This is a genomic window from Komagataeibacter xylinus NBRC 15237 (assembly GCF_001571345.1).
Taxonomy (GTDB): domain Bacteria; phylum Pseudomonadota; class Alphaproteobacteria; order Acetobacterales; family Acetobacteraceae; genus Komagataeibacter; species Komagataeibacter xylinus.
The window spans coordinates 71781-84964 of record NZ_BCTP01000002.1; the positions used below are offsets into that span (position 1 = coordinate 71781).

The window sequence follows — 13184 nt, forward strand, 5'->3', positions numbered from 1 at the left end:
ACGGATGCCCCCCCCCACAAGCCGATGATGCCGCTCTTTTGAGGATTCAAGAAATGTCATCCAGGCCGATGGCACGCAGGCGGGCGCGCTCCTCGTCCCATCCCGCGCGTTCCTTCACATTGAGGAAAAGGTGGCAGTTACGGTCCAGCAGGCGGCCAAGTTCGCGCCGCGCCTTCTCGCCAATGGCGCGAATCCGGCTGCCCTTGTCGCCAATCAGGATCGCCTTGTGCGAGGCGCGCGTGACATAGATCGTGACCTCGATGCGCACCGAGCCGTCAGGGCGTTCCTCAAAGCTTTCCGTCTCCGCCGTGGCGGCATAGGGCACTTCCTGATGGGTCTGCAAGAACACCTGCTCGCGCACCATCTCGGCGGCCAGCAGGCGGTCGGGCAGGTCGGTCAGGTCATCCTCGGGGTAGAGATAGGGGCTTTTAGGCAGCTCGGCGGCGATCCGGTCGAGCAGGTCATCCACCCCCTCGCCCGAGCGCGCGCTGACCATGAACACGTGCTCGACCGGCAGGATGGCGGAAAGCTGCGCCGTGAGCGGCAGCAGCATGTCGCGCCTGACGAGGTCGGTCTTGTTGAGCACCAGCCACAGCCTGCGCTTCTGTTCGGCAAGGCGGGTGGCGATCGCGCGCAGCGCATCGGTCATGCCGGCGCGGGCATCGACGATGAGCAGGGTGATGTCCGCATCTTCCGAGCCGGTCCAGGCGGCGGCGACCATGGCGCGGTCGAGCTTGCGCTTGGGCTGGAAGATGCCCGGCGTATCGACGAGCAGCATCTGGGTGGTGCCGCGCATGAGAATGCCCAGCACCCTAAAGCGCGTGGTCTGCGCCTTGGGGCTGACGATGGACAGCTTGGTGCCCGCCATGCGGTTGAGCAGCGTGGACTTGCCCGCATTGGGCGCGCCCACAATGGCCACGAAACCGCAGCGTGTCGTATGATCAGTATCCTGGCCGGTCATTGTCCCTGCCCTTTACGGTTCGTGGTGATGGCGGCCTGGCTGTCCACGCCCAACTGGCGCAGCAGGTCCGATGCGGCATCGCTTTCAGCCGCGCGCTTGCTGCCTGCAATGCCCTGCCCGGTCTTGCCCTGCGCATCAACCGCAATGACAAAACGCGGCGCGTGCGAGGGGCCGTCCGATGAGACGACACGGTACTGCGGCAGCGGCAGCCCGCGCCCGAGCACCCATTCCTGCAAGGCCGTCTTGGGGTCCTTGGGCGGGCGGGCCTGGGCCGTGATGGCCTCGCGCCACATGCGCCGCACGAAGGCGCGGGCCGGATCAAGCCCGCCATCAAGATACAGGGCGCCAAGCACCGCCTCGACCGCATCGGCCAGTACGGTAGCCATCTGCCGCACGCCCGCGCGGGCTTCATGCTCGGCTACGTCAAGCGCCGACTGCAGCTGCATTTCATGGGCCACCTGCGCCAGCACCGTGCGCGAGACCAGATGGGCATGCCGTGGGCCAAGGGCGCCTTCCTGCTCATCGGGAAAGCGCTCGATCAGCCACTCGGCCATGACAAGGCCAAGCACCCGATCGCCGATGAATTCAAGGCGTTCGTTCGATCCTGCCCCCCGCCGGGCCACGCTGAGGCGCGTGCGGCGGTTGCCGCTGCGCTCATGCGCCGCCGAGCGATGCGTGAGCGCGCGCAGCAAAAGCTCGGGGCGGGTGAAGTGATAGTCCAGGCACGCCTCCAGCCGCCTGATCTCGGCCGCGGGAACGCGCTCGGCCTCCATGATCAGTGCACCCCCATGAACAGGCGGCCCCAGCGGATCTCGGTGGGCCAGTACCACACCTGCCAGAACGGGTGCGCGTTATCGACCGACATGAAGATCCACTTCGCCTGCCCCACCAGGTTCTCCATCGGCACGAAGCCGAGATCCTGCGGTTCATCGCCCATGAAACGGCTGTCGGCGCTGTCGTCGCGGTTGTCGCCCATGGCGAAGAAATAGCCCGGCGGCACGACATATTCCGGCGTGTCGTTCTTGCCGCCCTCATCGGTCAGCTTCAGGATATCATGCGCCACGGGGCCATGGCCGCCGCTGCCGGGCAGGATCTCGCGGTAGCGGTCGCCCTCCATGCGGGTGCGGTGCTCGTCGATGGCGGCATAATCGCCTTCAGCCTCGCGGGGCACTTCGGTGCCGTTGAGGTAGAGCTTGCCCTCGCGCATCTGCACCGTATCACCCGGCAGGCCCACGATGCGCTTGATGTAGTCGATCGAGGTATCCTTGGTGAAGCGGAATACCGCCACGTCGCCGCGATGGGGCATGCTGTTGAAAATCCGCCCCTCGAACAGGTTGGGCGCGCCGGGCAGCGCGAAATGCGAGTAGCCATAGCTGTATTTGGCCACCCACACGTAATCACCCACCTGCAGCGTCGGGATCATGGAGCCGGATGGAATGTTGAACGGCTCGAACAGCACCGTGCGCACACTCAGGGCCAGCACGCCCGCTATGACCACGGTGCGCACGAGTTCGAGCAGCCCGCCGGAGCGGCGCTCAGGCTCGGCCTGTGAGAGAATTGTCTTGTTATCGTCCATTGGCATGTCTGTATCTTCAATCCGGCTCTGGCATCGACCGGACGGGCTGCGCCGGACGAATAACGTGCGGATCAAGCCCACGCACGCCCTGCCTGTCAAGCATTGCCCAAGGGCAGCGTAAAGGGCATCAGGCCGTGGCCGCCTTCTCCGCCATGATCATGACCTGGGCAAAGGCATAAGGGTGCTCATCGGTCATGGTCAGGAATATGCGCGCTTCGTGGCCCGCGGGCAGCAGGGCCTCAAGCCGTGCCTGCGCCCCGCCCGAAAGCCGCATGACCGGCTGCCCGCCGGGCAGGTTCTCCACGCCAAGGTCGCTATGGAACACGCCACGGGCGAAGCCCGTGCCCAGCGCCTTGGCGCAGGCCTCCTTCGCCGCCCAGCGCTTGGCGTAGGTGCCCAGCCGCGCATTCCCCTGCCTGCGCGCGGCAGCCTGCTGCTCGCGCGCGGTGAATACGCGGGTGATGAAGCGCGTGCCGTGCCGGGCGAGGACCGTCTCGATCCGCCGCGCATCGCACAGGTCCGAACCGATGCCGATCAGCATGACCTGCTACCCCCTTGCCCGCTCAACCTGCACAACACCCTTAGCGGCCCGCAGCGCCACCATGATGGCGGTCAGGTGCCGCAGGTCGCGCACCTCGATATCGGCAAGGATCTCCATGAATTCAAGCTGGCGGTTGACGATGCGCAGGTTCATCATCACGCCCTCATGCTTGGCGGCGATATTGGTCAGCGTGGCCAGCATGGCGGGCTCGTTGGCGGTGACCACGCTCAGCCGCCCGGTATGGTGGCCGGTGGCGTTACGGGCAATCAGGTCGTAATCCCAGTCAAGGTCCATGAACCGCTCGGGGGTGGCGGCAAAGGTTTCCAGCGTCTGGCAGCCCAGCGTATGCACCGTAATGCCCTTGCCGGTGGAGACGATGCCCACGATCCGGTCGCCGGGCAGCGGGTGGCAGCACCCGGCAAAATGCACCGCCATGCCAGCGCCCACGCCCGCAAGCGCCATGCCGCCAGCAGCAGGCTTGCGCCGCCCCGGCACGCCGCCACCCAGCGCGCCGCCAGCAGGGGCACGCATGGACAGGCCCGGCACCATGCGCGGTGCACGCGGGGCGCGGCGTAGTTCGGGGTAGGCAAGCTGCACCACCTCGCGCGCGGACTGGTTGCCATTGCCCACGGCCACATACAGGTCGGCAACGCTTTGCAGGCGCAGGTCCTTGAGCAGGCTGTCGAGCACCTTTTCCGAACCGTCAACGCCCTCCTGCCGGAAGGCCTTGGCCAGCGCCACGCGCCCGCTTTCCAGATGGGCCTCGCGCTGCTGCAGCGCCACATGGCGGCGGATGCGCGCGCGCGCCTTGCCGGTAGCCACAAACCGCTCCCACGAGGGCGAGGGCGTGCCGCCGCGCGCGGTCATGATCTCGACCTGATCACCGTTCTGCAACTCGTGGCGCAGCGGCATCAGGCGGCCATTGATGCGCGCGCCCACGCAGGTATCGCCCACCTGACTGTGCACGGCATAGGCGAAATCAACCGGCGTCGCCCCGCGCGGCAGCGAGATCAGCTGCCCCTTGGGCGTGAAGCAGAAGACCTGGTCCTGATAGAGTTCGAGCTTGGTATTCTCGAGAAACTCATCGGGGGCCGATGAATCTTCAAGGATATCGAGCAGATCCTGCACCCAGCGCAGGCCCGAGACCACGCCCTTCGTCGCCCCCTTGGCCGCCGCATCGGGCAACTGCTTGTACAGCCAGTGCGAGGCCACGCCGTTCTCGGCCACGTCGTGCATTTCCGCCGTGCGGATCTGCACTTCAATCTTCTGGTTGCGCGGGTGGCGCAGCGTGACCCCGGTGTGCAGGCTCTGGTAGCCGTTGGCCTTGGGCGTGGAGATATAATCCTTGAACCGCCCGGCAATGACCGGATAGGCCGCATGCACCGCGCCAAGCGCGATGTAGCATGCCTCACGCGAGGGCACGATGATGCGGAAGGCCATGATGTCGGAAAGCTGCTCGAAGGCGACATTGCGCCGCTGCATCTTTTCCCAGATGGAATAGGGCGTCTTTTCGCGCCCCGTCACCTCCACACCCTCCAGCCCGGCATCAATGCACAGGGCCTGGAGTTCGCGGCGGATCTCCTCGATCACGTCGGCGCCCTGCCCGCGCAGGTAGTTGAGGCGTGCGCGGATCGTGGCCATCGCCTCGGGCTCGAGGGCGGCGAAGGACAGGTTCTGGAGTTCGACCTTGACCTTGTCCATGCCGATACGACCGGCAAGGGGGGCGTAGATCTCCATCGTCTCGCGCGCGATGCGCTGCCTGCGGTCGATGCGCTGCACGTAATGCAGCGTGCGCATGTTGTGCAGGCGGTCGGCGAGCTTGACGAGCAGCACGCGGATGTCGCGCGACATGGCCAGCACGAGCTTACGGAAATTCTCCGCCTGCTTGGTACGGTCGGACTGGAGTTCGAGCCGGGTGAGCTTGGTCACGCCATCGACCAGCTCGGCAACCGTATCGCCAAACTGTTCGCGCAACTGCTTCTGGGTCACCCCGGTATCTTCCACCGTATCGTGCAGGAGCGCTGTCACGATCGAGGCGGTATCGAGATGGAAGCCGGCCAGGATATTGGCCACGGCCAGCGGGTGGGTAATGTAGGGGTCGCCGTTATCGCGCGCCTGGCCCGCATGGGCGGCCTGGGCCACGGCAAAGGCCCGGCGGATCAGCTCCGCATCGGCGGTGGGGTCGTACGCATGGATGCGCCGGATCAGCCCCTCGCAGGAAAGGACGCGCTCCCCGCCCTCGTGCCGGGCGGGAAGGGTGGCCGCAGGCGCGGCCACGCCACCCGTGGCAGGCACGGGCAGGGAGGAAGATGTGGTTTCCGATCCGGTCGGGTCAGTCACCTTCGACCCTTTCGTCAGGAATTAACGACCCCGTCCGCTCAGGGCCGATTCAACCGATGCCTCGAGTTCTTCAGCCGACATGCCGCTGGTGGCATGGCGGGCCTCTTCCTCGGCCGAGACATCCTGCAGGCCGAAGATGTTCTGCTCGGTCGGGATCAGGTCGACCACTTCCTCATCGGCAGGCTCGGGCTCGGGCGCGCGGGCGAGCGAGCGCACAAGATCGCTGCGGATCTGCTCGAGGTTAATGGTCTGGTCCGCGATCTCGCGCAGGGCGACAACGGGGTTCTTGTCGTTATCGCGGTCAATCGTCATTTCCTCGCCGCGCGACAGGGCGCGGGCGCGCTGGGCTGCGAGCAGCACCAGTTCAAAACGATTGGGAACCCGCTCAACGCAGTCCTCGACAGTGACGCGTGCCATCAGGCCTGAACTCCGGTTGTTAAATAGGTGTGTTGATAAGAATTTACCTTATTACGCCGCCGCCTGTCGTGATGCAAGCCTTATGCGGTGCTTCAAGCCTGCTCCGGCTGCGCCATGCGCCGGATGGCCTGCCCCGCGACCCCGGGCAGGAAGGCGTCGATCCCCTGCCCTGTCACCGGGTCGCGCCAGTCGGGCATGACATCGCGCAGCGGCAACAGCACGAAGGCGCGCTGCGTTGCGCGCGGGTGCGGCACGATGGGGTCTGGCGCCGCGCGCACGAGCGTGCCCATGGAGATGATGTCAAGATCAAGCGGGCGGGCGGCGTTGGCCACCGTGCGCCTGCGCCCGGCCGCGGCCTCGATGGCGTGCAACCGGCCTAGCAGCCAGGCCGGGTCCACATCGCCCGCCATGCGCACGACTCCGTTCACGTAGGGCGGCTGGCCCGAGGGCGGCACCGGCGCGCTCTCGTACCACGCCGAGACGCCCACCACCGAAAGGCCAGGAATGCGGGCGAGTTCGTCCACCGCCCACAGGCAGGTCGTGGCCGCAGTTTCACCACTTTCGCGTGGCAGATTGGCGCCCACCGCAATAAAGGTGTCTGGGATGCAGGAGATGGATTGCGGCATGTTCATCGAGAAACTATGGTCCGGTAGCCTGCGATCGGTGAGTAATCCGCTCGTCAGGGAACTTCTGTGAGGATATACGCTTCTATATAACTGGACCGATTGCTGACACACAACTTCCCTATCGTAATAAAATACATGCCAGTCGAAATTTAACACGATCGCAACATATTCACTTTCTTGTTTCAGGGACTGAACACAAATGTTTTTTCAACCCGAGGAACGGCTCTGCCTTTTTATTGATGGCACCAGCCTGTATTCCGCATCACGCAACCTTGGTTTTGAGGTTGATTACCGCAAGCTGCTGCAATTCTTCCGTTCAAAGTCAAACGTATTGCGGGCCTATTATTATTCCGCCGTGCTCGATACCGAGGAATACTCCCCCCTCAAGCCACTGACGGACTGGCTCGTCTATAACGGCTACTCCCTCGTGACCAAGAACGCGCGCGAGTTCATCGACCATAACGGCCGCCGCCGGGTGCGTGGCAACATGGATGTGGAACTCGCGGTAGACATGATGGAAATGGCGCCGCGCATCGACCATGCCGTGCTGTTCAGTGGTGATTCCGACTTCCGCCGCCTGCTCGAATCCGTGCAGCGCCAGGGCGTGCGCACCACCGTGGTTGGCTCGATCAAGACCACGCCGCCGCTGATTGGCGATGAACTGCGTCGTCAGGCCGACCAGTTTGTTGAGCTGGCCGACATCGCCACCCACTTCATGCGCCGCCATCTTGAAAACCGCCCGCCCCGCCACAACGCCCCCCCGCCGGTGCGCCACCCGGCGGACCAGATGAGCGAACAGGACGGCGACTGAGACAAAAAACCCGCCCGGGGCAAGACCGGGCGGGTTTTTCAATACAGATCATTGATAAATAAAGAATAAAAGTTTTCGGGTGTCGCTTTTCAAAGCTTTTTTAAAAAAAAGCTTCACCAAAAACTTTTATCATTTCAGCACATGACCTGCCCTCAGCCATCAAGTTGCAGGGCATTGCGGGTGCGTTCGCGCACCTGTGCGCACAGGGCCGCATCCTGCCCGAGCCTGGTGCCATAGGAAGGCACCATCTCGCGCAGCCGCGCCTCCCACTGGGGCAGGCGGTCGGCAAAGCAGCGCTGCAACACCGTGAGCATGATGGGTGCCGCGGTGGAGGCGCCGGGCGAGGCCCCGAGCAGGCCCGCGATGGAACCGCTGCCGCCGGTCACGATCTCCGTGCCGAATTGCAGCACGCCGCCCTTCTGGGCGTCCTTCTTGATCACCTGCACGCGCTGGCCTGCGGTAATCAGTTCCCAGTCTTCCTTGCGGGCGGTGGGCACGAAGTCACGCAGCGCCTTGAGCCGGTCCTCGTTGGACTGCATGACCTGCTGGATCAGGTATCTGGTCAGCGGCATGTTGTCGCGCGCGACCGCCATCATCGCCCCGATATTGTCCATGCGGATGGAGCGCGGCAGGTCGAGCCACGACCCCTGCTTGAGGAACTTGGTCGAGAACCCGGCATAGGGCCCGAACAGCAGGCCCTGCCTGCCATCGATCACACGGGTATCGAGATGCGGCACCGACATGGGCGGCGCACCGACCGAGGCCTTGCCATACACCTTGGCATGGTGCTGGGCCACCACATCGGGGTTGGTGCAGCGCAGGAACTGCCCGCTGACGGGAAAGCCGCCAATGCCACGGGCTTCGGGGATGCCACTTTTCTGGAGCAGGTGCAGCGCACCGCCGCCTGCGCCGACAAACACGAACCTGGCGCGCACCTTGCGCTCGCCTCCGCCATGCACGGCACGGACCGCAACATCCCACTGCCCGTCGCTCGTGGGGGTGAGATCCTCGACCTCATGGGCAAGGTTGAGGTCAAAGCCAGGCTTGCTGGCCAGCAGGTCGATCAACCGGTGCGTCAGCGCGCCAAAATTCACGTCCGTGCCCGCCGGGTGCCAGGTTGCGGCCAGGGGCTGGCCGGGCGCGCGGTCCTGCATGACCAGCGGCATCCACTGCCGCATCTGGCCTTCATCGGTGGTGAACGACATGCCCTCGAACAGCGGGTGCTGCTGCAGGGCGGCGTAACGGCGGCGCAGGAAATCGACATTCTCCGCCCCCCACACAAAGCTCATATGCGGAATGGGGTTGAGGAAATCACGCGGGGAGGCAATCTGCCCGGTTTCAACAAGGTAGGACCAGAACTGGCGCGAAACCTGAAAGGCCTCGTTCACGTTCACGGCCTTGGAAATATCCACCGTGCCATCGGGGCGCAGGGGGGTGTAGTTCAGCTCGCACAGGGCCGAATGGCCGGTGCCCGCGTTGTTCCAGCCATTCGAGCTTTCCAGCGCCACGTCATCAAGCCGCCCGAACAGGGCGATGGACAGGCCGGGCTCAAGCTGGCGCAGCAGGGCGCCGAGCGTTGCACTCATGATGCCGCCACCAATCAGGACCACATCGTACGTGGTGGCGGATGAGGGATTCGAGGTCATGGCATTCTCCGGATCGGCATCGGAAACCCGCTGCGTGACTGTTCATCGGCTGGACCGGGCAGCCCGCCCGGCGGCGCGGGACACCCGGCCTGATTACATTCATGTTGGCGCCGGTGACACCCGGCGCGCCGGCCCCATGCGCAATGGGCAACCGGACTGTCAGCCCTTTCCTTGCCACCATGTGCGCCGGGGCGCTGCATCATCTCTACGCGAGGACGCCATATTCATGCCCCAATGGCCCCCGCCCATTCACCCCCGCGCGGGCCGCAAACCGGCACGCGGGCAGGCGCTGGCCTTCCCGCTGGCCTTCCCTACACGCATCGCGGCGCGCCGTCATCCGCACTGATCCATGCAGGTGGCCGGAGTCCCGCCATAGCCGTGGCGGATCATCACCGCCGCCACCATGCACGACAGCACGCGCACCGCCACCGGGTCTGCCCGGCTGGTCAGGATGACCGGCACGCGCATACCCATGACAATGCCCGCCGCCTGCGCCTGCCCGATGAAGGTCATCTGCTTGGCCAGGATATTGCCCGCCTCAAGGTCGGGCACCACCAGAATATCCGCCTGCCCCGCCACGGGCGAGACCACGCCCTTGCAGCGCGCAGCCTCGGGGCTGACAGCATTATCAAGGGCAAGCGGCCCGTCCACCACGGCACCCGTGATCTGCCCGCGTTCGGCCATCTTGCACAGCACCGCCGCATCGAGCGTGGAGGGGAGTGCGGGGTTGACCATCTCCACCGCCGAGAGCAGCGCCACCCTGGGCTGCGCCATGCCCAGCATGTGCGCAAGGTCGATGCTGTTCTGCACGATGTCGCGGCGGGATTCGAGGTCGGGCGCAATATTGACCGCGCCATCGCTCACCAGCAGCACGCGCGGGGCCTGCGGGGCATCGAGCACATAGACATGGCTCATGCGCCGGGCCGTGCGCAGCCCGCCCTCGTGGTGGCCAAGTTCGTGCAGAAAGATGCGCGAATGCAGCGAGCCCTTCATCAACGCCGCCACCTCGCCATCACGCGCCATGCGCACGCCGTGCCGGGCGGCGTCCTCCGCCGTGGGCAGGTCGATGAAAATACACCCCGCAAGCGACACGCCCGATGTGCTGGCCAGTTGCCGGATCTGCCCCTCCGGGCCAATCAGCACCGGCTGGGCCAGATTGTTACGCGCCACCTCGGCCGCGGCCTCAAGGGCGGGCAGGCTGCACGGATAGACCACGCCCAGCCGCATGGGGGCATGGCCGGACAGGGTATGGGCCAGATCATCAAAAAAACGCAGGCTACGCATCATGCCTTCTTTCGGGTTGCGGGCAGGGGCTGCTTCCCTGATGCCACAGCCTCCCGTATCCACCCGCCATCATCTTTATGCGAGGCGGCAACTGGCACGGATGGGAACGCTGCCCGTTCCGGCGTGCGGGCACGCCACCGCACGCGCGCCCATTGAGGCCCGTGGGCCGCCCGATGGACCGCGCCACAAGCGCGGCACTTCCACAGTTCCCCCCGTGACAGGCCACCCGCCCCTCATGCATGCTGGAGGGGAATACGGGTACGGGCCTGAACGCCACCCACCATGACAAGGAGAATATTCATGTCCACCGCATCGCTGGTCGGTTTTATCGGCTTTGGCGCCATGGCGTCACGCATGGGGGCCAACCTGGCCAAGGCGGGCTACGGGCTCGTGGCCTATACCCCATCAGGCAAGGGGGGCGATGGCAGCACGCGCTTCGTGCCCACGCCGCGCGCGCTGGCGCAGGAAGCGGATGTCGTGATCGTGTGCGTGCCCGATGACGAGGCGCTCGAAGCCTCGCTGCAGGGCGCGGATGGCGTGCTGGCAGGCATGAAGCCCGGCAGCCTGCTGATCAATACCAGCACCGTCGCCCCCGAGACCTCCGTAGCCCTGGCCGAACAGGGCAAGGCGCTGGGGCTGACCGTAATCGACGCGCCCGTGGCGGGCAGCACGCCAGAGGCGGAATCGGGCAATCTGATCATTCTCGCGGGTGGCACGGCGGAGGCGATCAGCCGCGCCCAGCCGATGTTTGACGCCATGGGCCGCCTGACCATCCATGCCGGCCCCGCGGGCAGCGGCTCCAGGCTCAAGCTCGTCATCAACGGCATCATGGGCGCCACGCTGGCCGTGGTGGCCGAAGGCGTGACCTATGGCCTGGCATCCGGGCTGGAGCGCGACATGCTGTATGACGCGCTCGATGCGGTGCCGGTCATCTCGCCGCACCACAAGCGCAAGCTCAAGGCCGCGAAGGCAGGTGATTTCAGCCCGCAATTCCCCACCCGCCTCATGCAGAAGGACATGCGCCTGCTGCTGACCGACGGCGCCCGGCAGATGGCCCCGCTGCCCGCCATGGCCGCCGCCACCCAGAGCCTGTCGCTCACCCGCAGGCGTTACCCCAACGAGGATTATTCCGCCCTGTTTGCGGTAATGGAATCCATGGTGGCCAACACGCCCTGATGAAACACCGCCTGTAGCAAAAGTTTCTGGTGAAGCTTTTTTCAAACAGCGTCGGGAAACGCCGCCTTTGCCGAACAAGGGCGGCACACAAAAACATCTGTTTTCATCAATATGCGGGTTTCATATCCGCCCGCGCACCATCGCGGCCATGACTGCCAGCCTGTCGCCCAACCCACGCGGCTGCGGGCTTGCTGGCACGGCGCGGGCTTTCATGTCGCGCAGGCCAAGGGCCGCAGGCAGGCTTGCGGCCAAGGCCGGGCGCGGCAGGCGGCCACCCGCGCGCGCCTGCGCCAGCCAGTCCTGTCCCTGCTGGCGCAGCGCCCCTCGCAGGGCCGCGATCTGGCCGGGGGTTGCCTGGCCGATGCGTAGCCCGTCACGCGTAAGGTTAGCCTCGGCCAACATGTCATCGGGCAACGGGCAGCGGCCTGCGGCCAGCACGGCTGGCAGGTAGCGCACCAGCGCCCCCACCCCGTACACCCCGCCATACAGGCGCACCCGCTCCAGCACCGGACCATCCTCAACGCCCGCGGCCATCGCCATGGCCACCTGCATGCCCCCGGCACCCGCCAGCATGGCGGCCTGCCAGTGCGCGCGGTCAGGCAGGCCGTCAAGTTCATCCTCGCGCGCCGTGATGATGGCCTCGATCGTATCGCGCCGCACCTGCCCCCGCGCCAGCAGGCCAAGCAGGGCGCGGGCGGTGTCGTGGCGCTGGGCATTGCCACTTTCCACCACGTCACGCCACCATTGCAGGCGGATCAGCCCCGCCATCGGCCCCGCCACCGCCCATGAGGCAGGCGTGGCCACGGCGCGCACGCATTCATGGTTGAAGGCGATCAGCACCATCGCCGCCGCGCGGGCCGGCGCAGGCAGGAACAGCGCGCAGAAAAAGCGGTCCGGGTCCGCCGCGCGGGCGGCGTGCAGCATGGACACGCCATCGTGCGCGACGGGAGATGCATCCATCGGGCCGGTCATGGCGTTTGATTCCGAAGGCATGGGAGGCGCGCGTTCATATGTCCGTCACTTGACGCACCGGGCCCGCCCCCATAGCAATCTTGGTATGGCGGCCACGTGCCGCCCCTTGCAATTCCCAGGAGAATGTTCATGGCTTTCGAATTGCCGTCCCTTCCCTTCGCCTACAATGCCCTCGCCAACCGTGGCATGTGCCAGGAAACACTGGAACTCCATCACGACAAGCACCACCAGGCCTATGTGACGGCGCTGAACGGGTTTGTCGAATCCAAGCCGGAACTGCAGGGCAAGTCGCTTGAGGAAATCATCCTCATGGTCAAGGGCAAGCCCGACCTCGCCCCCGTGTTCAACAATGCGGGACAGCACTGGAACCACATCCTGTTCTGGCAGAACCTGGCACCCAAGGGCGGTGCGATCCCCGATTCCCTGAGCAAGAAGATCGTTGAGGATCTGGGCAGCATCGAGAAGTTCAAGGCCGACTTCAAGGCCGCTGCCGCCTCGCAGTTCGGCTCTGGCTGGGCATGGCTGGTTCTGGGTTCCGACGGCAAGCTGAAGGTGACCAAGACCGCCAACGGCTCCAACCCACTGGCCGAAGGCCAGGGCAAGGTGCTGCTCGGCCTCGATGTGTGGGAGCACTCCTACTACCTCGACTTCCGCAACCGTCGCCCCGACTACATCGTCAACTACCTCGACCAGCTCGCCAACTACGAGTTCGCCGAGGCACAGCTCCAGTCCGCCTGATCTGGCCCTGCGGCCCGGACTACGGAAAACCCGGCTTCGCGCCGGGTTTTTTGCGTCTGGAGCAGATCCGGTTTGAATGAACACGTTCGAACTGGT

14 protein-coding genes are annotated in these 13184 nt (G+C 65.5%); 4 read left to right on the forward strand and 10 right to left on the reverse strand.

All coding sequences use genetic code 11. The annotated features are described in order from the left end of the window. Window positions 1-46: 46 nt before the first annotated feature. The 7 genes from era to folK form a co-directional block, all read right to left on the reverse strand. On the reverse strand, window positions 47-961 hold the full coding sequence (era, locus tag GXY01S_RS01190; RefSeq protein WP_061271564.1) for a GTPase Era: 915 nt from the start codon (window positions 959-961) through the stop codon (window positions 47-49). Further along, a complete protein-coding gene (gene rnc, locus GXY01S_RS01195) occupies window positions 958-1734 on the reverse strand; it encodes a ribonuclease III (RefSeq protein ID WP_061271565.1) in 777 nt (258 codons plus the stop codon). Before rnc ends, era begins: the two co-directional genes overlap by 4 nt. Before the next feature lie 2 nt (window positions 1735-1736). Further along, complete coding sequence (gene lepB / locus GXY01S_RS01200; protein ID WP_061271566.1) at window positions 1737-2537, reverse strand: signal peptidase I; 801 nt, start codon at window positions 2535-2537, stop codon at window positions 1737-1739. Between the two features lie 127 nt (window positions 2538-2664). Then, the gene (gene acpS / locus GXY01S_RS01205) at window positions 2665-3078 is read right to left on the reverse strand and encodes a holo-ACP synthase (RefSeq protein ID WP_061271567.1); all 414 of its coding nucleotides are present in this window, start codon (window positions 3076-3078) and stop codon (window positions 2665-2667) included. Window positions 3079-3084: 6 nt separating this feature from the next. Then, window positions 3085-5379 (reverse strand): RelA/SpoT family protein, encoded by a 2295-nt coding sequence (locus GXY01S_RS01210; RefSeq protein ID WP_061271644.1) that lies wholly within the window; start codon window positions 5377-5379, stop codon window positions 3085-3087. Window positions 5380-5439: 60 nt separating this feature from the next. Continuing rightward, on the reverse strand, window positions 5440-5835 hold the full coding sequence (gene rpoZ / locus GXY01S_RS01215) for a DNA-directed RNA polymerase subunit omega (protein ID WP_061271568.1): 396 nt from the start codon (window positions 5833-5835) through the stop codon (window positions 5440-5442). A gap of 92 nt (window positions 5836-5927) precedes the next feature. Further along, on the reverse strand, window positions 5928-6467 hold the full coding sequence (gene folK / locus GXY01S_RS01220) for a 2-amino-4-hydroxy-6-hydroxymethyldihydropteridine diphosphokinase (protein ID WP_255210333.1): 540 nt from the start codon (window positions 6465-6467) through the stop codon (window positions 5928-5930). 193 nt (window positions 6468-6660) lie between these two features. Here folK and GXY01S_RS01225 point away from each other — a divergent pair, with 193 nt between their 5' ends. After that, window positions 6661-7272 carry a LabA-like NYN domain-containing protein gene (locus tag GXY01S_RS01225; protein WP_061271569.1) on the forward strand — a complete coding sequence of 204 codons (612 nt, stop codon included), beginning with the start codon at window positions 6661-6663 and terminating at the stop codon, window positions 7270-7272. Window positions 7273-7424: 152 nt separating this feature from the next. Here GXY01S_RS01225 and GXY01S_RS01230 read toward each other — a convergent pair whose 3' ends face one another. After that, entirely contained in the window at window positions 7425-8918 is a 1494-nt protein-coding gene (locus GXY01S_RS01230) for a malate:quinone oxidoreductase (protein WP_061271570.1), read from the reverse strand. Here GXY01S_RS01230 and GXY01S_RS01235 point away from each other — a divergent pair. Beyond that, window positions 8917-9264 (forward strand): hypothetical protein, encoded by a 348-nt coding sequence (locus GXY01S_RS01235; RefSeq protein ID WP_061271571.1) that lies wholly within the window; start codon window positions 8917-8919, stop codon window positions 9262-9264. The two genes, GXY01S_RS01230 and GXY01S_RS01235, sit on opposite strands and share 2 nt — an antisense overlap. On the opposite strand, the gene GXY01S_RS01240 is transcribed toward GXY01S_RS01235, so the two are convergent. Continuing rightward, the gene (locus GXY01S_RS01240; protein ID WP_061271572.1) at window positions 9252-10205 is read right to left on the reverse strand and encodes a bifunctional enoyl-CoA hydratase/phosphate acetyltransferase; all 954 of its coding nucleotides are present in this window, start codon (window positions 10203-10205) and stop codon (window positions 9252-9254) included. The genes GXY01S_RS01235 and GXY01S_RS01240 overlap by 13 nt on opposite strands. Before the next feature lie 297 nt (window positions 10206-10502). Here GXY01S_RS01240 and GXY01S_RS01245 point away from each other — a divergent pair, with 297 nt between their 5' ends. Then, window positions 10503-11378 (forward strand): NAD(P)-dependent oxidoreductase, encoded by an 876-nt coding sequence (locus GXY01S_RS01245; RefSeq protein WP_061271573.1) that lies wholly within the window; start codon window positions 10503-10505, stop codon window positions 11376-11378. Between the two features lie 120 nt (window positions 11379-11498). On the opposite strand, the gene GXY01S_RS01250 is transcribed toward GXY01S_RS01245, so the two are convergent. Further along, window positions 11499-12350, reverse strand: a complete 852-nt coding sequence (locus tag GXY01S_RS01250; protein WP_061271646.1) for a squalene/phytoene synthase family protein — start codon at window positions 12348-12350, stop codon at window positions 11499-11501. 129 nt (window positions 12351-12479) lie between these two features. On the opposite strand from GXY01S_RS01250, the gene GXY01S_RS01255 reads away from it, so the two are divergent. Then, window positions 12480-13088: a superoxide dismutase gene (locus GXY01S_RS01255; RefSeq protein ID WP_061271647.1), complete on the forward strand. Its 609-nt coding sequence runs from the start codon at window positions 12480-12482 to the stop codon at window positions 13086-13088. Window positions 13089-13184: the final 96 nt, after the last annotated feature.